30 protein-coding genes are annotated in these 26,139 nt (G+C 53.0%); all 30 read left to right on the forward strand.

From position 1 onward, the window contains the following. The first annotated feature begins 7 nt into the window (after positions 1-7). The 30 genes from KGZ92_05080 to KGZ92_05225 all read left to right on the forward strand — a co-directional run bounded on the left by KGZ92_05080 (position 8) and on the right by KGZ92_05225 (position 26,126). Positions 8-757 carry a flagellar hook-basal body protein gene (locus KGZ92_05080; protein ID MBS3888660.1) on the forward strand — a complete coding sequence of 250 codons (750 nt, stop codon included), beginning with the start codon at positions 8-10 and terminating at the stop codon, positions 755-757. An 18-nt stretch (positions 758-775) separates the two neighbouring features. Further along, on the forward strand, positions 776-1,249 hold the full coding sequence (locus tag KGZ92_05085; GenBank protein MBS3888661.1) for a chemotaxis protein CheD: 474 nt from the start codon (positions 776-778) through the stop codon (positions 1,247-1,249). After that, positions 1,246-2,028 carry a protein-glutamate O-methyltransferase CheR gene (locus KGZ92_05090; GenBank protein MBS3888662.1) on the forward strand — a complete coding sequence of 261 codons (783 nt, stop codon included), beginning with the start codon at positions 1,246-1,248 and terminating at the stop codon, positions 2,026-2,028. The genes KGZ92_05085 and KGZ92_05090 overlap by 4 nt, the downstream gene beginning before the upstream one ends. Beyond that, positions 2,029-2,637, forward strand: a complete 609-nt coding sequence (locus tag KGZ92_05095) for a chemotaxis protein CheC (protein MBS3888663.1) — start codon at positions 2,029-2,031, stop codon at positions 2,635-2,637. A gap of 5 nt (positions 2,638-2,642) precedes the next feature. After that, the gene (locus KGZ92_05100) at positions 2,643-3,005 is read left to right on the forward strand and encodes a response regulator (protein MBS3888664.1); all 363 of its coding nucleotides are present in this window, start codon (positions 2,643-2,645) and stop codon (positions 3,003-3,005) included. Between the two features lie 7 nt (positions 3,006-3,012). Then, positions 3,013-3,996: a flagellar motor switch protein FliM gene (gene fliM / locus KGZ92_05105; protein ID MBS3888665.1), complete on the forward strand. Its 984-nt coding sequence runs from the start codon at positions 3,013-3,015 to the stop codon at positions 3,994-3,996. After that, positions 3,986-5,056 carry a flagellar motor switch phosphatase FliY gene (gene fliY / locus KGZ92_05110; protein ID MBS3888666.1) on the forward strand — a complete coding sequence of 357 codons (1,071 nt, stop codon included), beginning with the start codon at positions 3,986-3,988 and terminating at the stop codon, positions 5,054-5,056. The genes fliM and fliY overlap by 11 nt, the downstream gene beginning before the upstream one ends. A gap of 117 nt (positions 5,057-5,173) precedes the next feature. Further along, positions 5,174-6,001 (forward strand): C40 family peptidase, encoded by an 828-nt coding sequence (locus KGZ92_05115; protein MBS3888667.1) that lies wholly within the window; start codon positions 5,174-5,176, stop codon positions 5,999-6,001. A 96-nt stretch (positions 6,002-6,097) separates the two neighbouring features. Next, positions 6,098-7,165: a DNA-processing protein DprA gene (gene dprA, locus KGZ92_05120; protein ID MBS3888668.1), complete on the forward strand. Its 1,068-nt coding sequence runs from the start codon at positions 6,098-6,100 to the stop codon at positions 7,163-7,165. Positions 7,166-7,217: 52 nt separating this feature from the next. Next, positions 7,218-9,284, forward strand: coding sequence for a type I DNA topoisomerase (gene topA, locus KGZ92_05125; GenBank protein MBS3888669.1), 2,067 nt, complete (start codon positions 7,218-7,220; stop codon positions 9,282-9,284). Then, complete coding sequence (trmFO, locus tag KGZ92_05130; GenBank protein MBS3888670.1) at positions 9,277-10,608, forward strand: FADH(2)-oxidizing methylenetetrahydrofolate--tRNA-(uracil(54)-C(5))-methyltransferase TrmFO; 1,332 nt, start codon at positions 9,277-9,279, stop codon at positions 10,606-10,608. The genes topA and trmFO overlap by 8 nt, the downstream gene beginning before the upstream one ends. Positions 10,609-10,625: 17 nt before the next feature. Then, the gene (gene xerC, locus KGZ92_05135) at positions 10,626-11,504 is read left to right on the forward strand and encodes a tyrosine recombinase XerC (protein ID MBS3888671.1); all 879 of its coding nucleotides are present in this window, start codon (positions 10,626-10,628) and stop codon (positions 11,502-11,504) included. Positions 11,505-11,637: 133 nt separating this feature from the next. Further along, the gene (gene codY / locus KGZ92_05140) at positions 11,638-12,414 is read left to right on the forward strand and encodes a GTP-sensing pleiotropic transcriptional regulator CodY (protein ID MBS3888672.1); all 777 of its coding nucleotides are present in this window, start codon (positions 11,638-11,640) and stop codon (positions 12,412-12,414) included. A 146-nt stretch (positions 12,415-12,560) separates the two neighbouring features. After that, on the forward strand, positions 12,561-13,259 hold the full coding sequence (gene rpsB, locus KGZ92_05145) for a 30S ribosomal protein S2 (protein ID MBS3888673.1): 699 nt from the start codon (positions 12,561-12,563) through the stop codon (positions 13,257-13,259). A 34-nt stretch (positions 13,260-13,293) separates the two neighbouring features. Then, a complete protein-coding gene (gene tsf, locus KGZ92_05150) occupies positions 13,294-13,914 on the forward strand; it encodes a translation elongation factor Ts (GenBank protein ID MBS3888674.1) in 621 nt (206 codons plus the stop codon). A 78-nt stretch (positions 13,915-13,992) separates the two neighbouring features. Then, a complete protein-coding gene (locus KGZ92_05155) occupies positions 13,993-14,718 on the forward strand; it encodes a UMP kinase (protein MBS3888675.1) in 726 nt (241 codons plus the stop codon). 32 nt (positions 14,719-14,750) lie between these two features. Further along, the gene (frr, locus tag KGZ92_05160; protein ID MBS3888676.1) at positions 14,751-15,272 is read left to right on the forward strand and encodes a ribosome recycling factor; all 522 of its coding nucleotides are present in this window, start codon (positions 14,751-14,753) and stop codon (positions 15,270-15,272) included. Positions 15,273-15,318: 46 nt separating this feature from the next. After that, a complete protein-coding gene (uppS, locus tag KGZ92_05165; protein ID MBS3888677.1) occupies positions 15,319-16,056 on the forward strand; it encodes a di-trans,poly-cis-decaprenylcistransferase in 738 nt (245 codons plus the stop codon). Next, complete coding sequence (locus KGZ92_05170; GenBank protein MBS3888678.1) at positions 16,053-16,835, forward strand: phosphatidate cytidylyltransferase; 783 nt, start codon at positions 16,053-16,055, stop codon at positions 16,833-16,835. The genes uppS and KGZ92_05170 overlap by 4 nt, the downstream gene beginning before the upstream one ends. Before the next feature lies 1 nt (position 16,836). Continuing rightward, on the forward strand, positions 16,837-17,988 hold the full coding sequence (dxr, locus tag KGZ92_05175) for a 1-deoxy-D-xylulose-5-phosphate reductoisomerase (GenBank protein MBS3888679.1): 1,152 nt from the start codon (positions 16,837-16,839) through the stop codon (positions 17,986-17,988). 3 nt (positions 17,989-17,991) lie between these two features. Continuing rightward, a complete protein-coding gene (gene rseP / locus KGZ92_05180) occupies positions 17,992-19,017 on the forward strand; it encodes an RIP metalloprotease RseP (protein MBS3888680.1) in 1,026 nt (341 codons plus the stop codon). An 8-nt stretch (positions 19,018-19,025) separates the two neighbouring features. Beyond that, entirely contained in the window at positions 19,026-20,096 is a 1,071-nt protein-coding gene (gene ispG / locus KGZ92_05185) for a flavodoxin-dependent (E)-4-hydroxy-3-methylbut-2-enyl-diphosphate synthase (GenBank protein MBS3888681.1), read from the forward strand. Between the two features lie 12 nt (positions 20,097-20,108). Further along, positions 20,109-20,759, forward strand: coding sequence for a glycosyltransferase (locus KGZ92_05190; protein ID MBS3888682.1), 651 nt, complete (start codon positions 20,109-20,111; stop codon positions 20,757-20,759). Continuing rightward, entirely contained in the window at positions 20,746-21,411 is a 666-nt protein-coding gene (locus KGZ92_05195) for an MgtC/SapB family protein (GenBank protein MBS3888683.1), read from the forward strand. The genes KGZ92_05190 and KGZ92_05195 overlap by 14 nt, the downstream gene beginning before the upstream one ends. 114 nt (positions 21,412-21,525) lie before the next feature. Further along, entirely contained in the window at positions 21,526-21,990 is a 465-nt protein-coding gene (locus KGZ92_05200; GenBank protein ID MBS3888684.1) for a ribosome maturation factor RimP, read from the forward strand. Positions 21,991-22,003: 13 nt separating this feature from the next. Then, entirely contained in the window at positions 22,004-23,041 is a 1,038-nt protein-coding gene (nusA, locus tag KGZ92_05205; protein MBS3888685.1) for a transcription termination/antitermination protein NusA, read from the forward strand. 11 nt (positions 23,042-23,052) lie between these two features. Beyond that, the gene (locus KGZ92_05210; protein MBS3888686.1) at positions 23,053-23,319 is read left to right on the forward strand and encodes a YlxR family protein; all 267 of its coding nucleotides are present in this window, start codon (positions 23,053-23,055) and stop codon (positions 23,317-23,319) included. Beyond that, complete coding sequence (locus KGZ92_05215; GenBank protein ID MBS3888687.1) at positions 23,312-23,656, forward strand: ribosomal L7Ae/L30e/S12e/Gadd45 family protein; 345 nt, start codon at positions 23,312-23,314, stop codon at positions 23,654-23,656. The genes KGZ92_05210 and KGZ92_05215 overlap by 8 nt, the downstream gene beginning before the upstream one ends. After that, positions 23,629-25,839, forward strand: a complete 2,211-nt coding sequence (infB, locus tag KGZ92_05220) for a translation initiation factor IF-2 (protein ID MBS3888688.1) — start codon at positions 23,629-23,631, stop codon at positions 25,837-25,839. The genes KGZ92_05215 and infB overlap by 28 nt, the downstream gene beginning before the upstream one ends. Beyond that, positions 25,836-26,126 (forward strand): DUF503 domain-containing protein, encoded by a 291-nt coding sequence (locus KGZ92_05225; protein MBS3888689.1) that lies wholly within the window; start codon positions 25,836-25,838, stop codon positions 26,124-26,126. Before infB ends, KGZ92_05225 begins: the two co-directional genes overlap by 4 nt. Positions 26,127-26,139 lie beyond the last annotated feature (13 nt).

Raw genomic sequence — 26,139 nt, forward strand, 5'->3', positions numbered from 1 at the left:
TGAGGCCTTGATAGCTGGAATTAAGCGCAGTTTTAGTGGCTTGCTCGCACAGCTTGGTCGACTTTCGGCTACGGGCGCGAACATCGCTAATGCCACTACCCCAGGCTATAAACGCACTGCGGGGACATTTAGCGAGATACTACTAGCGGGTCTGGACCGGGGCAATGTGCCGGTGGTCCCCGGGGAGGAGAGGCAGCTAGCACTCGGCGTAGAATTCCGCAGTGAGATGCTCTTCACACAGGGCGGGCTACTGGCCACCGGTAGACCTTTAGACATCGCCATTGAAGGTAACTCCTGGATTGAGCTGGAGCACGAAGGAGGACGCATTAGCTTTACGCGTGAAGGTTCCTTCACGCAGGACGCCATGGGGCGGCTGGTGCATGGCTCGGGAGGGTGGCTGCCGGGCATCCTGATTCCACCACAGACCTCGGTCATCGATATCGATCATGCCGGAAGAGTCTCGGTGGGGCAAGAAGGCGTGGTGACAGAGGTAGGGCAGGTACGCCTAGTGGCCTTTATTAATCCTAGCGGTCTGTTAAACGAGGGGCAGTCAACTTTTGCGCCGAGCGAGAACTCCGGCCCGGCACAACCCAATGTAGAAGGACGCCTCCACCAAGGATACTTGGAACTTTCTACGGTGTCGTTATCAGATGAAATGACCTCGCTGATCAGGGCGCAGCGGGCCTACCAGGCCAGTAGCCAGGCTGTGCGAACCTTAGATGAGATGTGGGAGAATGTGAATGCTTTGCGCAGGTAGTCGGGAGGATTTATGGGTATGGAGTATCATGTGGGCATTGGGGAGTTACGAGCCGCGCGGGCCCCAAGCACAATTATCACTCGCGGCCTAGGTTCATGTGTCGGTGTCATGTTGTGTGACTTCGGACAAGGTGTTGGGGGTTTAGCACATGTGATGTTGCCCCGTAGCTCAGAATTCACGAGTTTTACTAACCCCTACAAATTCGCAGATCTAGCGCTTCCGGCCTTACTCGAGGAGCTACGAGCCCTAGGTGGGCGAAATTTTAAGGCCAAGCTCGCCGGCGGGGCCAAGATGTTTGCCGCCGCCACCGAACGCGCCGGCTTTGACATCGGTCTGCGCAATGTGGAACAGGTGCGTTTGACTTTGCGTCAACTCGCTATTCCCATAGCCAACGAGGATGTGGGGGGCAGTGTTGGGCGCACGGTTACTCTAGATACTGCTACGGGGGTAGTTAAGGTGAGAACGGTAGGACGAGGGGAGCAGCTGCTATGAGTGAGCAGGTGGCATATGCCAAGTTTAAAGCGCGTCTAAAAAACCAGTATGGACTAGATCTAGACCTGTACAAAGAGGCGCAAATTAGCAGACGACTGCAGGGCTACATGCAGCGCCACCAGCTTAGCGACTATGCCGACCTAGAAAGATATGTGGCCGCAACCGAAAAGGCCTCGCACTTGATTGACTACTTGGACATCAATGTCTCAGAGTTCTTCCGTAACCCCGAGCTCTTTAGCTACCTAGAACAAGAAATTCTCCCGAAGTTAGCGCAGAAAGGCGAGGCCGTTCGCCTTTGGAGCGCGGGTTGCTCGATTGGTGCCGAACCATACTCGCTCGCTATTGCCCTAGCCGAGGCCAAATTTCGTATAGCGCCCCAGATTTGGGCGACTGACCTTGACGCCGGAGCGCTGCAACAGGCCGCTAACGGGCAGTATAGTCTTGGCGATGTACGCAATGTCCCGCCGGAGCGCATAGCCAAGTACTTTGATGTCGCAGGCACTGCGGTGACTATTAAGCCGCAGCTCAAAAAGGGCATAAGTTTTGTAAAACATGACTTACTGCGCGACCCAATTAGAGATAAATTCAGCCTTATCGTTTGTCGGAATGTCGCCATCTACTTCACCGAGGAAGCGAAGACCAGCATGCTGCACCGTTTTGCTGGTGCCCTACATCCGGGCGGGATTCTCTTTACTGGCGCTACGGAGAGTTACATAAATTACCGTGACTTAGGCTTTAAGCGGCTTCACACATGTTTTTATGAGAAAGCAGGTGAGTAGATGCAGAATATCTCGGCGCAACAAATCGATATACTAAATGAAATTGGTAACATCGGCGCGGGTAATGCCGCCACCGCCCTCTCGCAGTTGATGGGCACGATGGTGGACATGTCCCTGCCGTGGACAAAACTTTGCCTCATTGAGGAAGGCTGCGAGCTACTAAGTCGCCCCGATGAGGCTGGTGTAGGCATTCAAATTGCCTTGGAAGGCAAGATTAACGGTTTGACGCTTTTAACCTTCGATGAAGAGAGCGCTTTGTATATTTTAAACGCTTTTGGCGACATGCTGCCTGATAAGAGGCTAGAGAGCGACATGGCTCGCTCCGCCCTCATGGAAGTCGGCAACATTGTCACGGGGTCCTTCGCTACCGCAATTTCAGAATTTCTTAAGACCACCGCCTGGTGTACCCCCCCGCTCCTCATCCATGATTATTTTGACGCTTTTGTTTGTTCCGTAGTGGTAAGTGGTTGCCAAGAGACAGATCATGTATTAGTCTTTAAGACAGAACTTTTTGTGGGCGGCAAGGCTTTGCAGAGCGACCTGGCCTTTATGCCTACCAAGGAATCCTTTCAGTTAATCATGCGCGAGTTAGACGCAACAAGGGGGTAGAAACTATGAGCAAAAGAATTTTAGTGGTAGATGACGCCGCGTTTATGCGTATGATGCTGTCAGACCACCTCACTAAGGCTGGTTTCGAGGTGATTGGGCAGGCAGAAAACGGCGCCGTGGCTGTTGTGAAGTACAAAGAATTACGCCCCGACATGGTCACTATGGACATTACCATGCCTGAAATGGACGGCATTCAAGCCGTTAAAGAGATAAAAAAGTTTGACCCCACCGCCCGCATCGTCATGTGCAGCGCCATGGGCCAGCAGCACATGGTTATGGAGGCCATACAAGCCGGCGCAAGGGACTTTATCGTCAAGCCTTTCGATGTGGCGAGGGTAGTGCAGGCAGTGACCAAGGCCTTGGCATAGGTGCCCCATGAGGGAAGTTCTTAGTCAAGCCGAGATAGATAGTCTCTTAAAGAGTTTGGAACAGGGTGAAGTTGAAGCCCTTGAAGTTCCCAAGGAACAAATCAAGGTGCGTAAGTACGATTTTCGCCGACCCAATCGCTTTTCCAAGAACAACCTGCGCAATTTGTCGCAAATTCATGACAACTTTGCCCGGCAGTTAGCAAACTTTCTGACTGCCTACTTGCGCACTCCTGTGCAGGCCAAGGTAGCTACCGTGGACCAAGTGGCTTTTGAGGACTTTATGGTCTCTTTGCCCAGCAATACCGTGGCTACGGTGTTTTCCATGCAAGAACCAGGCCTAGCATTGTTTGACGCCGGCACAGACCTTATTGTGCCCATGATTGACCTTGTTTGCGGGGGCGCTGGCGACCCCCTGCGCAAGTCGCGCCTCTTGACCGAAATTGAGCTGGCGATTTATCGGCGAGTGTGCATGCATATTTTGGAGCGCTATCAGTCGGTGTGGGTAGATTTTGCTACTCTCGACTGCAGTATACAGAGTGTGGAGACTAACCCCCGCCTCATCCAGAGTATCGGTCTCGGCGAAATGGTGGCGATTGTTGCGCTTACAGTTACGGTTAACCGCAGCCAAGGAATTATGACCCTTTGTTTGCCATTTCTCGCGCTCGAGTCCATCTTAAACAAGAAGGGGGACGCCATCTCGGCTAGCGACGGCCCCTCCCTCAGTCAACAATGGTCCGCCCGCCAACAGATTCTCAGTGGCGCAGTCCTCGACTTGACGGTCATGCTCGGTGCGAGCGAATTAACGGTGAGAGAGTTTCTCCATCTAAATGCGGGTGATGTCTTTACCGTCAACACTAAGCCGGGTGGTTTCGTGGAGTTAAGTGTAGAAAACAACAAGGCTTTTCTGGCCCAGCCGGGCCTGGTCGGGCGGCAAATGGCGGTGCAAGTAGTGGCGGCACTGGCAGAAGGGAATGATGGGTTTGAGCAATAGATACTTGTCTCAGGCAGAAATTGATGCCATCCTGCACATGGGGGTTGCCAACGAGGCACCTGCTTTAAGCGCCATGGAAGCTGATGCCCTCGGTGAAGTGGGGAACATTTCGATGGGCACCGCCGCCACCACGCTTTCCCAGTTGCTGGGCCAGCGCGTCAGTATCACTACCCCGCGTGTCAGCGTCTCGACTCTAGAGGGTTTGTACGCTCAGTTCACCGTGCCTTATATGGCAATTTCGGTGGACTATATTCAAGGGCTGTCGGGCTTTAGCCTTTTAGTAATTCGTAACACCGACGCCGCCATTATAGCCGACTTAATGATGGGTGGTAGTGGTAGGCCTGAGACAAATGAATTAGACGAGATTAAGGTGAGCGCTGTTTCCGAGGTCATGAACCAGATGATCGGCACTGCCGCCACCTCTATGCATTCTTTGTTTGGTAAAAAAGTAAATATCTCGCCTCCCCAGGTGATCTTGTTTGACCAGCCGCCCAACCCCGAGGCGCAAAGGGAACTACAGGGAGAAACTTTAGTGGTCGTCACCTTTAAGATGGTGATTGGCGCCTTGATCGACAGCGAATTGCTGCAGGTGATGCCCATGCGTAGCGCGCAGCAGATGGTTGAATACCTTATGGGTGGGCAGACCCCTGCGGCAGCTCCCCAAGCGGCAGCCGCAGCGCCACTGCCTGCCGTGACAGAGCCCCCCGCCGCACAACTCGCTGCCCAAGAAGCTCCGCTCGTACAGCGGGCGCAGTTTTCACCATTGCCGCCCGCGCCAAGCTCTATTCCTGGGGCTAGCATTGATCTGATCCTAGATGTGCCTCTCCAGGTGTCGGTGGTCTTAGGTCGCAGCCGCAAAACGATTAAAGACGTCATCACGATGGGCATAGGCAGTGTCGTGGAACTTGATCGCATGGTGGAGGACCCGGTAGATATATTAGTAAACGGTACTCTCATTGCCAAGGGTGAAATTGTGGTCGTGAACGAAAACTTCGGGGTGAGACTGACCAGTATTCTTAGTCAGACGGAGCGCTTAAAAGAGCTCGCCAAGGGGAAGTAAACGGGGAGTAGTCTGACCCGCGCGGGTGACCAGAGAAGCTTGTTTCCATAATATACTGGGAGTCTTCTGACAGGTACAGCGAACACCTCCACGAATTTAACTAGTGGAGGTGTTGTATTGTACAAAAAACTACTTGTCGCAGTCGTCCTGTTGTCCCTCTTGACCACGCTGTTTCCCTTGGGTGCAGCGAGCGAGGCTCCTTTAGGAGCTCGCGCCGCCGAAATCGCGAGAGAAGAAGTGGGTTCCCCCTTTGTAAGGGGCGGAGAAACGCCGCGAGGTTTTGATGCTTCCGGGCTTGTCTACTATGTCTTTGGACAACTCGGCGTCGAGGTGCCGCGGACAGTGGCCGAACAACATTTGTTTGGCGAAGGGGTTAGGCGGAGCGACCTTAGCCCGGGAGACATTGTACTTTTTGCCCATGAGGAGGCGCGCTTTACGGGCATCTTTGTGGGTGGGACTACGGTGGTCTGGGCTAGCAGGAGCCTCGGCCGAGTGCGGACGGCTAATTTGAACGAGGCAGCCATAAGCCGCATGTTTCGAGGCGCACGACGGGTAACGCCTAGTAGCGAGACTAGTATCGCCGACCTAGTGATAGCCACCGCGGAACAGTACTTGGGTGTGCCATACCTTTTTGGCGCGGAAGGGCCGACACGCTTTGATTGTTCTGGCTTCACGCAGTGGGTCTTCGCGGCCCATGGCATTACTTTGCCGCGTACCTCGCGCAGCCAAGCCCTAGTCGGTCGTGCGGTGTCGCGAAATGACCTCGCCAAGGGCGATTTGTTGATTTTTGTGGACACGTGGCGAGAGGGTATCTCACATGTGGGTATCTACATCGGAGAAGGCCGGTTTATTCATACCGTGCCACGAAGTGGAGTTTCTTATGCCAATCTAGGGCAGAGTTACTGGAGCACGCGCCTCCATAGTGTGCGCCGCGTACTACCCTAGTAGTGCCGCGTAGGGCTCCGAAATGAATAACTGGGAAAGGCTGCGTGTAGTACGCAGCTTTTCCTGTTATAATGACCCTAGGCAGGGGGGAGAGTAGTGGAGAGAAGGCGTTTAATGGCCGCATTAGCCCGCGTTCCTGGTATGCGGTATGCGGATATACTTCAGCTCAATTTTGAGTCAGCTAGAGACTTGACGAGCCGCTCGCTCGCGCAAGCGGGCCTGCTTCCGCGCTTGGCTGAGGCTGTGCCGCGGGCCATGCAGGACTTCGATTACGACAGCTGGGAGGAGCGCAATGCTCGCGCCGGGTGCCAAGCACTAGTCATCGGTGAGCCTGCCTACCCAAGTAGCCTGCTCGACCTCTATGCCCCGCCGCTAATCATTTACTGCCGCGGTACACTGGCTAGCCTTAAGCGGGTGGCGGTAGTGGGCACCCGCACAGCGACAGCTTACGGCAGGCAGCTGGTCGAGACTTTTGTGCCGCTCTTAGTTGACAACAATTTTACGGTGGTCAGTGGCTTGGCCAAGGGGATAGACACTTTCGCGCACGAGACGACTCTCAGAATGGGTGGGCATACCATCGCTGTCCTGGGTACGGGTGTAGACAACATGTATCCACGCGAAAATACCAGGCTGGCCTGGCGCATCATAGAGAGTGGGGGGGCGCTCCTCAGCGAGTATCCACCGGGCACCCCGCCGCTACGCCATCACTTCCCTGAGCGCAATCGTCTCATAAGCGGCTTGTCCATGGCATGCCTAGTGGCCGAGGGCGACCGCAAGAGTGGGGCCTTGATAACAGCACTGCATGCCCTAGAGCAAGGTCGCGAAGTGCTGGCCGTGCCGGGGAACATTTTCAGCCCCCAAAGCAGAGGCCCAAATTATCTTATTAGTCAAGGCGCTACCCCATTGACAGACCCTGCCGTATTGCTGCAAACTCTAGGAGTACAAGAGCAGAGAGGGCAGGAGCGCAGGGCAAAAGAACTGGGGAGTCATGCTAGCTTGGTGATGCTTGCTCTAAGTAGGAACGCCTGCTCGGTAGACGACCTCGGTCTCTGCACCAAGCTACCCATGCCAGACCTACTGGCTGCTCTCACCGAATTAGAGCTAGAAGGCACTGTGCTTCGTCTGCCAACTGGGCAGTATATCTGCCAAACCCCGCCCATCTAGCGCCATTTCGGCGCTGTAGTAAGGTTTAATTCACAGGAGCAGAGGTGTTGTGATGGCTGAATACTTAGTTATAGTAGAATCTCCTGCCAAAGCGAAGACAATCGCCAAGTACTTGGGCCGACAGTATACCGTGAAGGCCTCCTTTGGGCATCTGCGCGACTTGCCTAAAAGCCAGCTGGGTGTGGATGTCGACCACGACTTCGCCCCAAAATACATTACCATCCGCGGCAGGGGAGACCTTTTAAAGGAACTTAAGACGGCAGCCCGCAAAGCGACCAAGGTGTACTTGGCCACTGACCCCGACCGGGAAGGTGAGGCCATTTCTTGGCACTTGGCGCAAGCTCTTGAGCTTGATATGACGAAGCCTTGTCGGGTCACTTTTAATGAGATTACGAAGTCGGCTGTGCAAAAGGCTTTTAAGGAACCACGTGACATTGCCGCACTTCTCGTCAGCGCCCAGCAGACTAGGCGCATTTTGGATCGCATTGTGGGCTACAAATTGTCGCCCCTCTTGTGGGCCAAAGTTAAAAAGGGCCTTAGCGCAGGTCGCGTGCAGTCTGTGGCCGTGCGCATCATTGTGGACCGTGACGAAGAAATTGCCGCTTTCATCCCCACAGAGTACTGGAGTCTCATGGCCGAACTCCGGCCAAGTGAGGGCAAAGCTTTTCTGGCTAAGCTTAGTGCCCGCGAGCTACCCGATGAGGCGGCAGTGAAGGCGGTTATGTCAGACCTCTCTCTGGGTACGTTCGTTGTAGAAAGTGTGAAAAAGAGTCAGCGTGAGCGTAAGCCGGCACCTCCCTTCACCACCAGCACCCTGCAGCAAGAGGCCTCGCGCAAGCTAGGCTTCACTGCCAAGCGCACCATGCGTTTGGCGCAAGCTCTCTACGAAGGTATTGAGCTCGGTAAGGAAGGCGCGGTTGGGCTAATCACCTACATGCGCACCGATAGCACTCGACTGAGTGATACCGCTCTAGCCAGCGCTAGTCAGTACATAACTGAACGATTCGGAAAAGAATACCATGAAAGCAGGCAGTTTGCCGGCAAGGGGGGGGCGCAGGATGCGCATGAGGCTGTTCGCCCCACCTATGTGGAGCGCCCTCCTCTCGCGCTTAAAGACTTGCTTAGCCGCGATCACTATAAATTGTACAAACTTATTTTCGAGCGTTTTATCGCTTCGCAAATGGCGCCCGCACTTTATGCGCAAGTGCACGTCGAAGTAGCCGCCAACAAGTACCTGTTTAAAGCGCATGGTTCGCGCATGGTGTTTGCTGGGTTTACGGCCGTGTATAGCGAGAGCCAAGATGAAGCCGATGCCGATGTAGAAAGCGAATTGCCTGAGCTAGTAGCGGGGCAAAGGCTTGCCCTCGGCAAGTTGACGCCGAAGCAGCACTTTACCGAAGCACCGCCTGCCTTTACCGAGGCTAGCCTGATCAAGCTGCTCGAAGAAGAAGGTATTGGCCGCCCTAGCACCTATGCGCCCATTATCGATACCATTGTCGAGCGTGGTTACGTCACTAAAGACAAGAAAAAGTTCATGGCGACCGAGCTCGGCCAAGTCGTAGTGCGCTTACTAAAAGAATACTTCCCTGAAATCGTTGAGGTCGCCTTCACTGCCAAAATGGAGGCGGAGTTAGACTCCATTGAGCATGGCACGGCCACCTCGCAAGAAATTTTGCGGGATTTCTACGCGCCTTTTGCCGTCAAGCTCGCTCATGCCTTTGGGCACATGGAAAAAATTAGCGTTTCAGATGAAGAATCGGATCAAGTTTGCGAACTTTGTGGGCGCCGCATGGTTATCAAGATGGGCAGATTCGGCAAGTTCTTAGCCTGCCCAGGCTTTCCGGAGTGCAAAAATACCAAGCCCTTACTCACGGAGACGGGGGCCATTTGTCCGCTATGTCAGGGGAAGGTCGTACAGAGACGCAGCAAGAAGGGGAGGCTCTTCTACGGCTGCGCAAACTACCCTACCTGTGAGTTTGTGTCCTGGAACAAACCATTGACTAATAAGTGCACGAAGTGCGGGTCCTTCACTGTCGAAAAGAAGAACCGTAAAGATGAGACAACGATTGTTTGTGGCAACCCAGCTTGTGGTTTCCTACAGGAGGAAGTACATGCGTGAGGTAGTAGTTATTGGAGGAGGCCTAGCTGGTGTAGAGGCTACATGGCAGCTAGTGCGGCAGGGTATCCCCGTGGTGCTCTACGAGATGAGGCCAGTTGTCAGCACGGGTGCGCACCATACTGACCTGCTAGGTGAACTTGTGTGCAGTAATTCGCTCAGGGCCAGCGATATTGCTAATGCCGTGGGACTACTCAAGGAAGAAATGCGCAGACTAGACTCCTTGATTTTAGCTGTTGCGGAACAAACAAGCTTGCCAGCAGGAGGCGCTTTGGCAGTAGATAGAACTGAGTTTGCCAACACTTTAACGCGCATCTTAGAGAATCACCCCTTGGTGACCATACGGCGCGAGGAGGTAGGGCAGCTGCCGAGAGAGGGTGTTGTCGTGGTGGCTTCAGGGCCGCTTACCTCGGCTACTTTGGCCGCAGACGTAGGCTCCCTACTAGGCGCAGATTACCTCTCTTTTTATGATGCCGCTGCTCCTATTGTCACCACGGAGTCTATTGATATGGAGAGGGCCTTCTTCGCTTCGCGTTATGATAAAGGCGAAGCCGCTTACCTGAATTGCCCACTCTCTGAAGAAGAATACCATGAGTTTTACCATGCACTCTGTAGCGCCGAGCGACAGGAGCTAAAGCACCTAGATAAAGAAAAATATTTCGAAGGCTGCATGCCCATCGAGCAAATGGCCGAGCGCGGCAGGGAGACGATGCTGTTTGGGCCTTTGAAGCCAGTAGGCTTAGTCGACCCTCGCACCGGCAGGCGCCCTTTTGCGGTGGTGCAGCTGCGCCAAGACAACCGTGCTGGGACTCTCTACAACTTGGTTGGTTTTCAGACTAGGCTTAAGTGGGGTGAGCAGCGCAGGGTCTTCTCGCTCATCCCTGCGCTAAAGAACGCCGAGTTTGTCCGCTATGGTGTAATGCATCGCAATACCTTTATTAACTCGCGCCAAGTTCTCTCGCCCACTTTGCAGTACCGACAGAGAGAGTCGCTTTTTTTTGCCGGTCAGCTCACCGGGGTAGAGGGTTATGTCGAGTCTGCTGCCTCAGGTATCGTGGCAGGCATCAATGCCGGACGCCATCTACGGGCTCTTGAACCTGTAGTTTTTCCGCAAACAACGGCCATAGGCGCTTTGCTCCACTACATCTCCGCAGAAACTGTGGGCACGTTTCAACCTATGAATGTTACCTTTGGGCTCTTTCCGCCCTTGACTAGCCCGCCTAGGGACCGCCGACTGCGCAATTTAGCCTATGGCGAACGTTCGCTCAAAGAGTTGACAGAGTTTTGCGATAAAAATATGATACTCCCTTGTTTGCCAGGGTCGTAACATGGTAATATCTGAATATGGAGAAGTATGTCGACGCCTTTCTGTTGCACCTTTCTGCCGACAAAGGGCTATCCGCAAAGACTGTGGAGAGTTATGCCCATGACCTAGGTCAATTTTGCGGCTTCTGTAGTGAGAGCCGCCCGATCGCAGAGATCTCGCGCACCGACTTGCGTAGCTTCTTGGCCTATCTATATCAACGCGGTTATGCCAAGAGCAGTGTGGCGCGAAAGATCTCTTGTTTGCGTTCTTTTTTCGGATTTTTGTTGCGCGAGCAGGTGGTAACAGACAATCCCGCGGGTCAGATTTTGCTGCCGCGCCGCAAGAAGTCGTTGCCGACTTTCTTGCATCCTCCTGATATGGAGAGACTGCTGGATTCTCCACAAGAAACGCGACTAGAGACGCGTGACCGCGCCCTTTTGGAGTTACTTTATGCCACGGGTTGTCGCGTCAGCGAGATGGCGGGCTTGACATTAGGGGCGGTGGACTGGTACTCTCGTACCCTACGCGTGGTAGGCAAGGGCGATAAAGAGCGGCAAGTGCCATTTGGGAGGACGGCGGCGGACAGTTTGCGCGAGTACCTAGAGAAGGTACGCCCTAAGCTCTTGGCACATGACAACATTAAGCATGTATTCTTAAATTACCGCGGCTCTCCCCTTTCGGAGCGGGGTGTAGGCAGGATACTTGACAAGTATGTCGCTCGGGCTAATCTCCCCGAGGCGACAACCCCCCACAGTCTGCGCCACTCCTTCGCCACGCACCTGCTAGATAACGGTGCTGACTTGCGCACGGTGCAGGAGCTGCTCGGACACTCCTCAGTTTCTACAACACAAATTTACACGCACGTCACAAGTGAACGCATAAAGTCGGTGTATAATAAGGCACATCCTCGTGCCTAGGGAGGGAGTGAGTAGAGGCTCCTGCGCTGCCCCTTTGTCAAAAGAGCAGTAACCAGGTATACTGAAGTAGGGCGCTTTATCCCTGTATTGGATTTCAAGATTTAGGAAGTATATCTTATAGGTGGAGGTTAGTATGGTGAATTTGCTTGAAAAGACCCGTATGTTGAACAAGGTGCTGCGACAGTCCGCTGGTGAGACCGTTAGGTTTAGCGATTTGGCGCAACTTTTTAGCCAGGTGTTTACGGCCAACACTTACATTTTGAACACGCGAGGCAAATTGCTTGGCGTCGCCCTCATTGATGAATACGACTGTGACCTGTTAAAGCGCCACGTGCGCTCTGGGCGTTTTCCTGCTGACTACAACGACAAGTTGATGTCGCTCTCAGAGAGCAATATCAATTGCCGGGAGACAGAGAGTTGTGTCTTTGATGACTCGGTATGTGATCACACTAAGAAACTGACGAGCATTGTACCTATTATCGGTCGGGGAGAGCGCCTCGGGACCTTACTTGTGGCGCGTTTTGATGAGCCCTTAAATAGCGATGACGTCGCTCTGGCAGAGTTTGGCGCTACTATTCTCGCCATGGAACTACTGCGCGCGCGCCAGGAGATGGCCAGCATAGAATCCCGCCAACGCGCGGTGGTCGAACTGGCAGTGGATGCGTTGTCTTATTCTGAGCTCGAAGCCATTGAGCATATTATGCGCGAGTTAGGCAGTGAGCAAGAAGGACTACTCGTTGCCAGCAAAATCGCCGACCAGGCTGGCATTACTCGCTCGGTAATCGTCAACGCCCTGCGCAAGCTAGAAAGCGCGGGAGTCATTATGAGCCGTTCTTTGGGCATGAAGGGCACCTACATCAAAGTGTTGAACAACAAGTTGCTCGAGGAGTTAGCCAAGAAGGATCACTAAGAGTTGCTTGTTAATTATGGGTGTGCTATACTAACTCTCGGTGTTTAAACTACACACGCTCCCGGATGGGCAGAGCTGTGTCCCCCCACGGGGGGATTCTCTACCAAGCGATGGGTGCGGAGGAAAAACAATAGGAGGTGAGTCTCATGGCAGTAGTCAGCATGAAACAACTGCTCGAGGCTGGTGTGCATTTCGGCCACCAAACTCGACGTTGGAACCCAAAGATGGCTCCGTATATTTTCATGGAGCGCAACGGCATCTACATTATCGACCTACAAAAGACTGTCCGCAAACTTGAGGAGGCTTACACGTTCATTAAGAGCGTGATCAGAAATGGTGAGAGCATCCTTTTCGTGGGGACGAAGAAGCAGGCTCAAGAGGCCGTGCTTGACGAGGCACTTCGCTGCAACATGTACTTCGTCAATCAGCGCTGGCTAGGTGGTACTCTGACCAATTTCCAAACTATCGAAAAGCGCGTGAAGAGACTGCACGATCTTGAACGCATGAAAGAAGACGGTACTTTTTCCGTCCTGCCCAAGAAAGAAGTCGTGAATCTCCTCAAGGAGATGGAGCGCTTAGAGAAATTCTTAGGCGGCATCAAGAACATGCAAGGACTCCCTGGAGCCTTGTTCGTAATTGACCCGCGCAAGGAGAAAAACGCCATCGCCGAGGCCCGCAGACTAGGTATTCCTATTGTGGCTATCGTCGACACTAACTGTGATCCCGATGAAGTGGATTACATTATTCCCGGCAACGACGACGCCATCAGGGCTGTCAAGCTTATAACTGCCACCATGGCTGACGCTGTACTTGAAGCACGCCAGGGCGAGCAATTGGCCGAATAATACGCATCCTACAGGCACGAGGGGAGGTCCTATGATGGCTAAAATTGAGGCAAGTCTAGTCAAAGAACTGCGCGAACGTACTGGCGCAGGAATGATGGACTGCAAAAAGGCGCTCGGCGAGACAGCCGGCGATATGGAGAAAGCAATTGAGTTTCTACGTGAAAAAGGCCTCGCTGCTGCCAGCAAAAAGGCGGGGCGCATCACAAGTGAAGGCGTCGTGGAGTCTTATATACACGGCGGGGGCCGTATTGGTGTATTAGTGGAGATGAACTGCGAGACTGATTTCGTGGCTAAGAACGAAGATTTTCGGGCTTTAGTGCGCGACATGGCCATGCAGATTGCCGCCGCTAATCCACAGTACATCACCCGTGAAGAGGTTCCACAGAGTATTATTGAGCACGAAAGAGAAATTTTGCGTGCGCAGGCTATAAACGAGGGCAAGCCTGAGAAGATTATCGACAAAATGGTTGACGGCAGAATCGAGAAATATTTTGCTGATGTTTGCCTCATGGAACAGGCCTTTGTGCGTGAAGGTGAGCAAACGGTCAAGGAGTACATCCAGTCTAAGGTGGCCGTCTTTGGTGAGAATATTGCCGTACGTCGGTTCGCGCGTTTTCAGATGGGTGAGGGACTACAAAAGCGAACTGAAGCCTAGGACGAAGTAAAGGAACACCGCGGTGTTCCTTTTTTCAGATGCCTAATTTGCGGTGTGACAAGGGAGTGTGGAATTTTAATGGAGTGTCCCAAGTATCGTCGGGTCATCCTCAAATTGAGCGGCGAAGCCCTAGCGGGGAAACTGGGTTATGGAATTTGCGGCGAAGTCATGGAAAAGGTGGCAGAGCAGCTCGTTAAGATTCGTCGTAGCGGCATAGAGATTGCCGTCGTTGTGGGTGGCGGTAATATTTGGCGCGGTGCTGCTGGTAGTGCACAGGGTATGGATCGCGCTACTGCGGATTACATGGGTATGCTGGCTACTGTGCTTAATGCCTTGGCTCTCCAGGATGCCATTGAAAAACTCGGCGTGGACACGCGCGTACAGACAGCCATTGAAATGCGAGAAATTGCGGAGCCCTATATTAGGCGTAAGGCCATTACCCATCTTGAAAAGGGGTACATTGTAATTTTCGCTGCCGGAACCGGAAATCCTTATTTTTCGACTGATACCACCGCTGCCCTGCGCGGGGCAGAGATTGGGGCGGAGATTATTCTTAAGGCCACCCAAGTCGACGGCGTTTATGATAGTGACCCCCGTAAAAATCCAGAGGCGAAACGCTTTGCAGAACTATCCTATATCGAGGTTTTGCGCCAAAATTTAGGTGTTATGGACGCCACCGCAACTTCTCTGTGCATGGTCAATAATATTCCCATCTTAGTGTTCAGCCTTGAAGATACCGACAACATTTACCGTGCCGCTTTGGGAGAGGACATTGGAACATATGTAAGGGGTGACAATAATTGATTAAGGAGACGCTGAAAGAGCTAGAGGATAAAATGAAGAAGACGGTGGCCGCCTTGCAGAAAGAACTGGCCGGTTTACGTGCCGGTCGTGCCACGCCAGGGCTTTTAGAGAAGATAACTGTAGAATACTATGGTGTGCCCTCGCCCTTGTCGCAAGTTGCCACTATTACCGTTCCCGAGGCGCGGATGTTAGTTATTCAACCGTGGGACAAGTCCTTGCTAAAGGCTATTGAAAAAGCCATACAGAAGTCAGACCTCGGGCTCACCCCAAACACTGATGGCACCGTCATCCGCTTGACTATTCCGGCACTCACGCAAGATCGGCGTAACGAGCTAGTCAAGGTGGCCAAGAAGAAGACCGAGGATGGACGAGTGGCCTTGCGGAACCTGCGACGTGAAGGCAATGAACTGATTAAGGAACTAGAAAAAGACGGGGAGGTCTCCGAGGACCAAGCCAAGAAGGCGCAGGAAGACGTTCAGAAGCTAACGGATAAGTATATTAAAGAAGTCGAGGATGTTCTGCACGCTAAAGAAGCAGAAATCATGGAGATCTAGTCTGCTACCCCTCTCACCAGGGGTTTTTTGATATAAGGAGGGCAGCATGTTTGGTCTGAGAACCGAAGCCTTAGATATAAGTAACTTACCTTGTCATGTGGCCATTGTCATGGACGGTAACGGACGCTGGGCTGAACGCCGGGGCCTGCCTCGTGTGGCTGGGCATCGGGCTGGTTTAGCGGCGGCGCGGACGATTATCACTGAGTCCGCGCGTCTTGGCATAAAATTTCTCACCTTGTATACTTTTTCCACGGAAAATTGGCAGAGACCAAGGGAAGAAGTAGATTTTCTCATGCGTTTGCCCGAGGAGTTTTGGCGCAAGGAGAAAAAAATGCTAGAAGAGCGTGACGTGCGTATTAATGTGCTAGGGGACATCGCTGGTTTGCCAGAGGCCACGCGTCGCGTGACGCTTGAGGCGATGTCTGCCACTAAGGATCGTCAAGGCATGACAGTCAATTTGGCCCTCAACTACGGGTCTAGAGCAGAAATTTTGCGGGCGGCGCGACTCTATGCAGAGCGTTTCCCAGATGCGAGTGGGGACGAGGCGGCCTTTGCACAGTGCTTGTACTCTGCTGGCATGCCAGACCCCGACCTTTTGCTCAGGCCGGGTGGCGAGAAAAGGCTCAGCAATTTTCTTTTGTGGCAGGCTGCCTACGCGGAGATTGTCTTTAGTGATGTTAACTGGCCAGATTACGGGGTCAAACACTATCATGCTGCCCTCGTGGAGTACCAGAAGCGCAACCGCCGCCGGGGACGGGTATGGAGTCGGGGGGCGAAGCCGTGAATCAACGTATTGTAACTGCCCTAGTAATACTGCCCATTGTCATCTTCTCTACCTATGTGGGAGGGAATATATTCGCCCTCATGGTCACCATTTTAGGGGTGCTCGCGGTATTTGAAGGACGCACCTTGCTCTTGGCGCAGGGCATACACTTTACACGCTTGACTTACCTACTGCCATTGATTTACTTTGGCGTCCTTATTTTCGACCAGGCAGACATGGCCTTGCAAGTAGTGGTAGCATCGGTTTTGGCAATTCTTACGCGACAACTACTGGATTTCCCGAGGTTTAATCTCGTGGCGGCGGGGGCTAATTTGCTCGTCGTCTTCTATCCCACGCTGCTCCTGGGCAACCTACTGCTGCTGCGTCTATCAGCTGGCTGGGAGTGGACCTTCATTCCCTTGGCTGCTGTGTGGGCTTATGATGCCTTTGCCTATTTATTTGGCGTGCGGTTCGGTAAAATTAGAATGTGGACCAGTGTATCTCCGAAGAAAAGTTTGGAGGGGGCCATGGCGGGTCTGGTCAGCAGTGTCCTAATAATGGTGTTGGCGCGACAATTTCTTGATATCGGACTAATGGTGTCCCTTTTCTTAGGTGTAATCTTAGCTGGCACGGCCCACGTAGGTGACTTGGTGGAGTCGGCCCTAAAACGCTCCGTAGGGGTAAAGGACTCGGGAGATTTTTTCCCCGGTCATGGAGGGGTGCTAGACCGACTTGATTCTACGGTTTATGCGGCTTCAGTAGTTTACTGGCTGTGGTCTGCCAATGTGATGGTCTGGTAGGATGAGAAAATTAATCATTCTAGGGTCTACAGGCTCGATTGGTCGGTCTACACTGGAAGTAGTAGCAAAACACAGCGATCGCCTGCAAGTAGTGGGCCTCTGTGCTGGTAAAAATGGCGACTTACTGCTAGAGCAAGTGGCTTATTTTCGCCCCTTAGCTGTGGCCGTAGAGGACCTTAGTTACGTAGAGCTGCTTCGCCGCACTTTTCCCTACGTCAAAGTATACGGCGGTATAGATGCGGCTACAGAGTTGGTTCGTGAAACAGACTGCGATGTCGTCATGGCCGCTATTTCTGGGATGGCCGGGCTAAGGCCAGTTATTGCCGCCGCTAAACTGGGCAGGGCCATTGCCCTAGCGAACAAAGAGAGTTTGGTTGTCGGCGGCAAACTGCTCATGGATGTTACCAAGGCACAGGGGTCAATGTTGCTGCCGGTAGACAGCGAGCATTCGGCCTTGTGGCAAGCTTTAGCGGCTTGGCCGCGGGAGGCCGTGCGAAAGCTTATTTTGACAGCTTCGGGGGGGCCTTTCTTTGGTAAGTCAAGGGATGATTTGCGTGAAGTTAAAGTGGCGCAAGCCCTCGATCATCCTACCTGGAAGATGGGTGGAAAAATAAGCATCGACTCGGCGACCTTGATGAACAAGGGTCTCGAGGTCATCGAGGCACACCACCTCTTTGGTTTTGCCTACGAGGATATTCAAGTCTTGGTGCACCCCGAAAGCATAGTTCATTCACTGGTGGAATTTGTCGACGGTGCCCAGCTAGCACAGTGTAGCAACCCAGATATGCGTATTCCCATACAGTATGCTCTCTCTTACCCAGAGCGCTGGCCGGCAGACTATGTCGTCAATAACTATGCGGGCAGGCAACTTAGTTTTTATGACCCTGATCTAGGCACTTTTCGCTGTCTGCCACTGGCCCTTCGGGCCGGTAAACTGGGTGGGGCCTATCCTGTCGTGCTGAATGCAGCCAACGAAGTGGCGGTGGAGGCTTTTTTGCGCGGCAGGCTGTCATTCCTAGGTATCGCCGAACTGCTCGAGGCGGTACTAGGCGAGCAAGTTCCGGATGCTCCGCGGGCTCTGTCTGATCTTTTTCTCATTGATGAGTGGGCTCGCCGGCGGGCAGCCGAGATTATCAAGCTAAGGACGGTGTAGGGATTGGTTATTTTAATGGCCATTGCCATTATTGGCGTTTTGGTGTTTTTTCATGAGTTAGGGCATTTCTTGACGGCCAAAGCCTCAGGCATGATGGTGCATGAATTTGCGCTAGGTATGGGGCCCGTCTTGCTCGCGCATACACGAGGAGAGACCAAGTACTCTTTGCGCATGTTGCCCATTGGCGGTTTTCTCCGAGTAGCAGGTGAGGAAAATGAGCCTGGTAAGCTGGCTATACCCTTCGACCGGCGTTATGATACCAAGCCAGTCTGGCAGCGCATGGTCTTTGTTGCTGGGGGTTCGCTGATGAACTTCGTACTAGCCTCCTTGATTTTTGCCATAATTTTTATGGCTGTAGGTGTCCCTACCACGGAGCCGCTGATCGGATCGGTTACCCCAGACTGGCCTGCCGCACAGGCGGGGCTCCAAATTGGAGACCGCGTAGTGAACATTGAGGGGCGAGATATTGCCACATGGACCGAGTTGCAGCGAGCCATTGGGGAAACCACGGCACCGACAATTACGGTCGAGATTTTGCGCGATGAGACACGACTTACCCTGTCGATGACTCCGCGGGTGGATGAGGCCACCGGGCGTCGCTTGGTAGGTGTAGCCCCGGCCAATGTTAGGCACGGTTTCTTTACGGCTTTGTTCCTCGGAACTCGCGAGGTAGTTTGGTTTACCGCGGAGATTCTTTCCGTCATAGGACGCATGGTCACAGGCCGCATGCCAGCCGAGGGTGCCGGGCCTATCGGCATGGTAGTCATGGTGGGTGAAGTAGCGCGCACAGGACTGGCCAACTTGCTTTCTTTCGCAGCAATCATCAGCATACAGCTCGGCATGTTTAATCTGCTGCCCATACCCGCCTTGGACGGCAGCAAGCTAGTCTTTCTGGCTCTAGAGGGCGTGCGTGGTAAGCCTATAGCTCCCGAGAGAGAAAACATGATTCATTTTCTGGGCTTTGTCATGCTCATGGTGCTTATTGTGCTGGTGACCTACCAGGATTTGCAGCGACTTAATATCTTTTAGGAGTGGATATGGTGCGGCGGAAGACGATCCCTGTACAGCTGGGTCGCTTGACGATAGGTGGTGATGCGCCTATTGTCATACAGTCCATGACTAATACTGCCACCGAGGATGTGCCGAGCACTTTGCGGCAAATTGTGGCCCTCAGTCAAGCGGGATGTGCGATGGTGCGCATCGCAGTTCCCCATGAAAAAGCGTTAGTTGCCGTAGAAGAGTTGGTGCGGGCGTCACCAGTCCCCTTAGAGGCAGATATCCACTTCGATCATCACCTAGCTGTGGGGTCTCTGGAACGCGGTGTCGCTAAAGTTCGCATCAACCCAGGCAATATCGGGGGGCACGACAAAGTTCGCGAGGTCATGGAAACGGCTGCGCGCTACGGTGCGGCGGTGCGCATCGGAGTTAATTCCGGTTCTTTGCCCAAGCACATTCTGGCGAAGCATGGCTCTCCCTCTGCGCAAGCTCTCTTCGAGGCCGCCTTGGAGTATCAAGAGCAAGTAACTGGGTGGGGTTTTTCTAATCTTGTTTTCTCTTTAAAATCCTCCGACGTAGTGCGAACGGTGCAGGCTAACGAGCTTTTTGCCGCGGAGTCTCCCTTTCCTCTCCATATCGGTGTTACCGAGGCCGGTACCTTGCTTAAAGGTGCAGTGCGCTCGTCGGTTGCTCTGGCCCTGCTGCTCAGTAAGGGCATCGGTGATACTTTACGAGTGTCGCTGACCGCCGACCCTGTAGAAGAAGTCGTGGTGGCGAAGGAGATTCTCATGAGTCTCGGGCTGTACCCTAAAGGCTTGCATGTCGTCAGTTGCCCAACCTGCGCTCGCACGTCGGGGGATTTGATTGCCTTGACAGAGAGTGTAGAACGTGAACTCACAGAGCTCTCCTCTGTGCCGCTACGCGTGGCGGTAATGGGCTGCGCGGTCAATGGGCCTGGTGAGGCCAAAGAAGCGGATCTCGGCATTGCTTTATCTCACGGTAAGGCTGTATTGTTTCGGCAGGGGCAAGCGATCGAAACGATACCACTTGAAGCTGCTGCTGCTCGACTTATAGCCGAAGTGCGCCGCATGGCGTCTACTTTACCAAGATAGGGGTGCCAAGCGATGCGTTGTGTGGTCATAATACCCGCATATAATGAAGAGAAGACAATTGCCGAGGTAGTGGTGGCCGCGGCTGCCTGCCCGCTGGTGGCCGAGGTAGTGGTCGTTAGCGATGGCTCTAGGGATAACACCGCGGTGATTGCTGCGACTGCCGGCGCTACAGTTGTTGATCTGACCACAAATCGAGGCAAAGGCGGTGCCATGCAGGCGGGGGTAACGGAAGTGCCGGGGGATGTGTATCTATTCCTTGATGGCGATCTACTTGGTCTGACACCGCTTCATGTGGCCGCCCTTCTGCAGCCCATAGTAGAAGGGGAGTACGAGGCCACGCTTGGGATTTTTGGCAACGGGAGACTGGCCACGGACTTAGCCCAGAAGATTGCCCCCTTTTTATCAGGCCAGCGTGCTATTACAGCGCGCCTTCTCGCTCAAATACCTGACTTCTCTGCTACGGGATGGGGAGTCGAGGTGCTGCTAACACAACACTTGCAGACTGCCAAAATCCCCGTGGCCCATGTCCCTCTGGTTGATGTGACCCATGTGATGAAAGAAGAAAAGCGCGGCTTGATGTCGGGGGCACTCTCTCGCCTGCGTATGTACTGGCATATTCTCAAGGCATTAGGTAGAGCAAGGAGGCCTAATTGTGATAGATAATGTCGAGCTAATTGCTCGCCTTGGTGTATCGTGCATATTGGGCGGCTTGATTGGGCTTGAGCGTGAGGGGCTTAACCGCCCCGCTGGTTTTCGCACGCATGTCTTGGTGGCTCTAGGCTCTACTTTGATTATGTTGATTTCTATTTATGGGTTTCGCAATGTGTCAGGGCCCCATGACCCCGCACGTCTGGCGGCCCAAGTGGTAAGCGGCATTGGGTTTCTCGGTGCTGGCACCATCATGAAGGAAGGCCTTAGTATCAAGGGCCTGACCACGGCCGCGTCCCTGTGGGTGGTGGCAGCCATTGGGCTGGCCTCGGGTGCCGGCTTTTACGTGGGTGCGGTAGCGACAACCATCTTTGTCTATGTTACTTTGGTGTTTTTTACACGTCTCGAGAGATACTACTTACATCGCGATCACTATGTGCGCTTAACTGTGGTGATGCTAGATACAGCAGGGCAGCTCGGAAAAATCGGCACCGTCCTAGGTAGGCGTGAGATAAGCATGCGCAATATCTGTACTAGTCATGTGGGTGTGGAAGGGGAACAAGTTATTGTTCAGTTAGAAATTAAACTGCCTCATGGGGTGACCCTGCTGCATGTGCTGTCCGATCTTAAAGAGGTGGCGGGGGTAGTGCGTGTCACCGAGTCTTGAGCAGATGGCAATGCTTGCATAGCGTTCTTCCTTTGTGATATGATGTTTGCGGCAAAGAGTGGGGTTTTCCCACTCTTTCGTTCATAAATAGTTAACTCAGCGAGGTGTTTTTTCTTGCAGCAAGCAGCTCTGCCTCTCTATGAATTATTCTTGCCCGTGGTGGATTCTCTAGGGCTCTCGTTAGTCGATGTGGAATGGCTCCCCGCTAGGGGTGGGGCGAGACTCGCGGTGCTTATTGCTCGTAGGCATGGTTCAGTTAGCACTGCGGATTGCGAGGAAGTAGCTCGCGCCCTTCTGCTCGCCCTGGAGGCCTCGCCTTTACTTGCGCCGAATTGTGCTCTCGAAGTATCCTCTCCGGGCTTAGACCGGGTGCTTAAGCGACCACATGAATTTGAGGTGTTTGCAGGTCGCCTTATTGATATCAGTCTCTCTGTGCCATTCTGTGGAAAAGCAGAATTTCAGGGCACTCTACAGGGCAGGGAGGGCGACAATGTGCTGCTAGAACTGCCGTCCGGCGAGTCACTGGCCTTGCCCGAGCAGCATATTAGAAAAGCCAAGTTAGTTTTTAAAATGAAATGAGGGAAACAAGGCAATGAATTCGGAATTCATCGATGCCATCAATCACCTATCTAAAGAGAAAAATCTAGACAAGGGAGTTCTTTTTGAAGCCATCGAGACCGCCCTAGTATCTGCCTACAAGAAGAACTTTGGTGGCAGTGGGAATGTGAGGGTCCAGGTGGACCGCGAAACGGGAGAAATACATGTCTATGCTCTTAAGCGTGTGGTGACCCAAGTGGTAGATGCTCACGCTGATATAGGTATTGACGAGGCTAAATCTACTAACCCTAATTACGAATTAGGCGATGTCTTTGAAGAAAAGGTTACACCGCGAAACTTTGGGCGAGTTGCCGCGCAGACAGCTAAACAAATCGTGGTGCAGCGCATTCGTGAGGCCGAGCGCGGACTTATCTATGAAGAGTTTACTAATCGCGAGAGTGATATCGTTTCGGGCATAGTGCAAAGGGCCGATGCCCGGAATGTAATTATTGACCTAGGCAAAGTGGAGGCAGTGATGCCCACTTCGGAGAGGGTTCCCGGAGAAGTATACCGCATGGGTCAACGGCTTAAAACATATGTGCTTGAAGTCCGTAAAACTACCAAGGGACCCCAAGTGACCGTTTCGCGCAGCCATCCTGGGCTGCTCAAACGCTTGCTCGAGTTAGAAGTAGAAGAAATCCATGACGGCATAGTGGAGCTTAAGTCGGTGACTAGAGAAGCGGGTAGCCGCAGTAAAGTGGCGGTGAGCTCGCGCGACCTAAATGTAGACCCGGTGGGTGCCTGTGTAGGGCAAAAAGGCATGCGTATCCAAATCATTGTCAACGAGCTTGGCAATGAAAAGATTGACGTTATTGAGTACAAGAGTGACCCTGCGCAGTATGTGGCTAATGCTTTGAGTCCAGCCAAGGTCATTCGCGTGGATATTGATGAACTGGCCAAAGTGGCAAGGGTTGTCGTTCCAGACTATCAACTGTCACTGGCCATTGGTAAAGAAGGCCAAAACGCTAGGTTGGCCGCCAAGTTGACAGGTTGGAAGATTGATATCAAGAGCGAGAGCCAGGCCGAAGCTTAAGGGGTGGGCTAATGAAAAAGAAGCATGTTCCAGAACGCACCTGTGTGGGATGTCGCTCTGTCAAGCCTAAACGTGAACTTATCAGGATTGTACGCGACCCTGAAGGACATGTTGATGTGGACTTTACCGGGAAGAAGTCTGGGCGGGGTGTGTACATTTGCCCCAATGTCCCCTGCCTTGAGGCTGCACTAAAGGGCGGCAGAATAAGCGCGGGCCTAGAGACAGACCTACCTCCGGAAGTGGTCTCTCGTTTAAGAGAGAAATTGCACCATGTCTGATAAATTTCTGCAATTTTTAGGTTTGGCGCAGCGGGCTGGGGCGGTCGTAAGCGGGACCATGGCCTGTACTGAAGCCCTTAAAAAGGGAAAAGTCAGCTTACTGGTAGTTGCCGAGGACACCGAGCCCAAGTCAGCCGCCCTCTATCGCCAGATGGCGGAGAGTAAATCTATTCCTTATCTTACCATTTTTTCGCAGGCCGCACTGGGTCATGCCATCGGCAAGAGCAGGAGAGCCCTAGTAGTCATAAATGATGCCAATTTCGCCCGTCGCTTACAGGAGTTAAGCCTGAACATTGGAGGTGGACCGACATGTCCAAAATTAGAATCTTTGAGTTAGCCGAGGAATTGCAGGTACCTGCTGAGACTCTCGTGGAGGCTCTGCGTGATTTAAAACTCAATATCACAAACCCCATGAGCATGGTCGACACACAAGTCGCGTCAGTCATTCGCGAAGTGATTATCAAGCAAAAAAAGAGGCGTCCCGTAGATACAGCGCCTGCGGTCAACGCTGCTCCGGCAGTGGTTGTACCAGAAACGTCTTCACCACTAGAGGCTGTACCTATGCCGCCGACGGATGTGCGGCCTGCACCTGCACCCGGAAACAAGAAACCTGCCGATAATAAGCCTGGCACGCGGCAGCAGGCCGACAGGCCTAGGGATAAACGGCGTGCCGAACCCGCAGCCAATATTGTTAATCGCAAGCTGGCCTCCCATGGGCGCCCGCAGCGGTCTGGCGGCAGCTCAGCGCCCTCGGGTGCTAACTTGACGCCAACTGCGCTAGTGTCTATAGAGAGTGCCGTCACGGTGGGTGAGTTCGCCAAACTCACTGGGCGTTCCGTGGGTGATATCATTACTAAGTTAATGCACTTGGGTGTGATGGCCACCATTAATCAGCAGCTAGATTTTGATACTCTTGGCGTGTTGGCGGCTGAACTCAATATTAAACTCGAAATAAAACTGCCCCCGACCGTAGATGCTGCTACTGCCATTGATGATGATCCAGCCGAGAGTCTGAAGCACCGCTACCCAGTGGTCACCGTCATGGGTCATGTGGACCATGGCAAGACTTCGCTACTTGATTGCATACGTCGCACTAATGTTACTGCTTCGGAAGCGGGGGGCATAACGCAGCATATTGGGGCTTACCAGGTTGATGTTGGTGAGGAGAAAATTGTCTTCTTAGACACCCCAGGCCACGAAGCTTTTACCCAAATGCGGGCGCGTGGAGCAAAAGTTACAGATATAGCTATTTTGGTTGTGGCTGCGGATGACGGTGTCATGCCGCAAACAATTGAAGCCTTAAATCACGCCAAAGCAGCTAATGTGCCCATCATTGTAGCGGTTAATAAGATGGATAAGCATAATGCCGACCCCGACCGCATCAAGCAGCAGCTGACTGAGTATGGCCTCGTGACCGAAGAGTGGGGTGGAGACACAATTTTTGTCGGCGTCTCCGCGTTGCAACGCCGGGGCATCGATGATTTGCTGGCCTCGGTGCTAACCGTGGCTGAAGTTTTAGAGCTTAAGGCTAACCCCGATCGCCCAGCAAAAGGGATAGTCATTGAAGCCCATGTTGACAAGGGCAAAGGGCCCATCGCCACGCTGCTGATTCAAAAAGGCACCCTCAATGTGGGCGATATTGTCGTGGCAGGTGGTGCTTATGGCCGCGTTCGAGCCATGGTCAGCGATAAGGGGAAGCGTCTTAAGAAGGCGCCACCTTCGACTCCGCTCGAACTACATGGTCTTTCTATGGCCCCGCAGGCAGGCGATGAGTTTGTTGTAGTAAAAGACGACAAATTGGCGCGCTCCATGGCGGAAAAAGCGGCAGAACTCCGCAAGTTAGAGCTGCAAAGACCAGTACGAAATGTCACTCTGGATGATTTCTTCAAGCAGGTACAAGCTGGGCAAACTAAGTCCCTTAACTTGATCATCAAGGGTGACGTGCAAGGTTCGGTAGAGGCCCTCAAGCCCGCGGTGGAGAAGCTCTGCAACCAAGAGGTGGATGTCAAAGTCATTCATACTGGGGTGGGTCCTGTAAATGAGAGCGACATCATGCTCGCTAAGGCTTCTAGTGCCATTATTATTGGTTTCAATGTGCGGGCTGAAGTTAATGCGCGCAAAGCGGCGGAGCAAGAGCAAGTGGACCTTAGATTTTATCGCATCATCTACGAGGTAATCGACGATATTAATGCAGCCCTTAAGGGCATGCTAGCCCCTGTTTTCAAGGAGGTAGTCCTTGGCCAAGCTGAAGTGCGCGTTGTATTCCGTGTCACAGGTTCAGGCGTCATTGCCGGCTGCATGGTTACCGAGGGCAAGATAACCCGCCAAGCAAACGCGAGACTCCTGCGGGGCGGCGTCATTATTCACGAGGGCAGGATTGGTTCGCTTAAACGCTTCAAGGATGATGCGAAGGAAGTCGCCACGGGTTATGAATGCGGCATTGGCCTTGATAACTATGACGATCTTAAGGAAAGCGATGTCATTGAGGCCTTTGTCAAGGAACTAGTTTTACCGTCATGAAACATCGCCTAGGACTGCTCTCTTTAGAACTTCACTTTCCTTTGGCGCATTCCCTCAAAGACAAGCGAGCCATTGTGAAATCGCTGATCGCGAAAATTCGCGGCAGGTTCAATGTCTCGGTTGCCGAGGTGGGCCACCAAGAAGTCTGGCAGAGAGCACGCATAGTCATAGCAGTTGTATCAGGTAATGCTCTGGAGGTTGAGAAGACCTTTGCCGCAATAACAAATTTTGTGGAGAGTGCTTTAGCCGAAGGGACGATACTAGATGCGACCGAAGAACTATTCTAAGGTTTAGACAAGG

The organism is Bacillota bacterium, from assembly GCA_018333655.1.
GTDB lineage: Bacteria > Bacillota > UBA994 > UBA994 > UBA994 > BS524.

Bases quoted from the DNA above. Each gene is read 5' to 3' on its own strand.
- KGZ92_05085 (MBS3888661.1), top strand. From the start codon at position 776: ATGGAGTATCATGTGGGCATTGGGGAGTTACGAGCCGCGCGGGCCCCA.
- KGZ92_05090 (MBS3888662.1), top strand. From the start codon at position 1,246: ATGAGTGAGCAGGTGGCATATGCCAAGTTTAAAGCGCGTCTAAAAAAC.
- KGZ92_05095 (MBS3888663.1), top strand. From the start codon at position 2,029: ATGCAGAATATCTCGGCGCAACAAATCGATATACTAAATGAAATTGGT.
- KGZ92_05100 (MBS3888664.1), top strand. From the start codon at position 2,643: ATGAGCAAAAGAATTTTAGTGGTAGATGACGCCGCGTTTATGCGTATG.
- fliM (MBS3888665.1), top strand. From the start codon at position 3,013: ATGAGGGAAGTTCTTAGTCAAGCCGAGATAGATAGTCTCTTAAAGAGT.
- topA (MBS3888669.1), top strand. From the start codon at position 7,218: ATGGCTGAATACTTAGTTATAGTAGAATCTCCTGCCAAAGCGAAGACA.
- trmFO (MBS3888670.1), top strand. From the start codon at position 9,277: ATGCGTGAGGTAGTAGTTATTGGAGGAGGCCTAGCTGGTGTAGAGGCT.
- xerC (MBS3888671.1), top strand. From the start codon at position 10,626: ATGGAGAAGTATGTCGACGCCTTTCTGTTGCACCTTTCTGCCGACAAA.
- codY (MBS3888672.1), top strand. From the start codon at position 11,638: ATGGTGAATTTGCTTGAAAAGACCCGTATGTTGAACAAGGTGCTGCGA.
- rpsB (MBS3888673.1), top strand. From the start codon at position 12,561: ATGGCAGTAGTCAGCATGAAACAACTGCTCGAGGCTGGTGTGCATTTC.
- tsf (MBS3888674.1), top strand. From the start codon at position 13,294: ATGGCTAAAATTGAGGCAAGTCTAGTCAAAGAACTGCGCGAACGTACT.
- KGZ92_05155 (MBS3888675.1), top strand. From the start codon at position 13,993: ATGGAGTGTCCCAAGTATCGTCGGGTCATCCTCAAATTGAGCGGCGAA.
- frr (MBS3888676.1), top strand. From the start codon at position 14,751: ATGAAGAAGACGGTGGCCGCCTTGCAGAAAGAACTGGCCGGTTTACGT.
- uppS (MBS3888677.1), top strand. From the start codon at position 15,319: ATGTTTGGTCTGAGAACCGAAGCCTTAGATATAAGTAACTTACCTTGT.
- dxr (MBS3888679.1), top strand. From the start codon at position 16,837: ATGAGAAAATTAATCATTCTAGGGTCTACAGGCTCGATTGGTCGGTCT.
- ispG (MBS3888681.1), top strand. From the start codon at position 19,026: ATGGTGCGGCGGAAGACGATCCCTGTACAGCTGGGTCGCTTGACGATA.
- KGZ92_05190 (MBS3888682.1), top strand. From the start codon at position 20,109: ATGCGTTGTGTGGTCATAATACCCGCATATAATGAAGAGAAGACAATT.
- nusA (MBS3888685.1), top strand. From the start codon at position 22,004: ATGAATTCGGAATTCATCGATGCCATCAATCACCTATCTAAAGAGAAA.
- KGZ92_05210 (MBS3888686.1), top strand. From the start codon at position 23,053: ATGAAAAAGAAGCATGTTCCAGAACGCACCTGTGTGGGATGTCGCTCT.
- KGZ92_05215 (MBS3888687.1), top strand. From the start codon at position 23,312: ATGTCTGATAAATTTCTGCAATTTTTAGGTTTGGCGCAGCGGGCTGGG.
- infB (MBS3888688.1), top strand. From the start codon at position 23,629: ATGTCCAAAATTAGAATCTTTGAGTTAGCCGAGGAATTGCAGGTACCT.
- KGZ92_05225 (MBS3888689.1), top strand. From the start codon at position 25,836: ATGAAACATCGCCTAGGACTGCTCTCTTTAGAACTTCACTTTCCTTTG.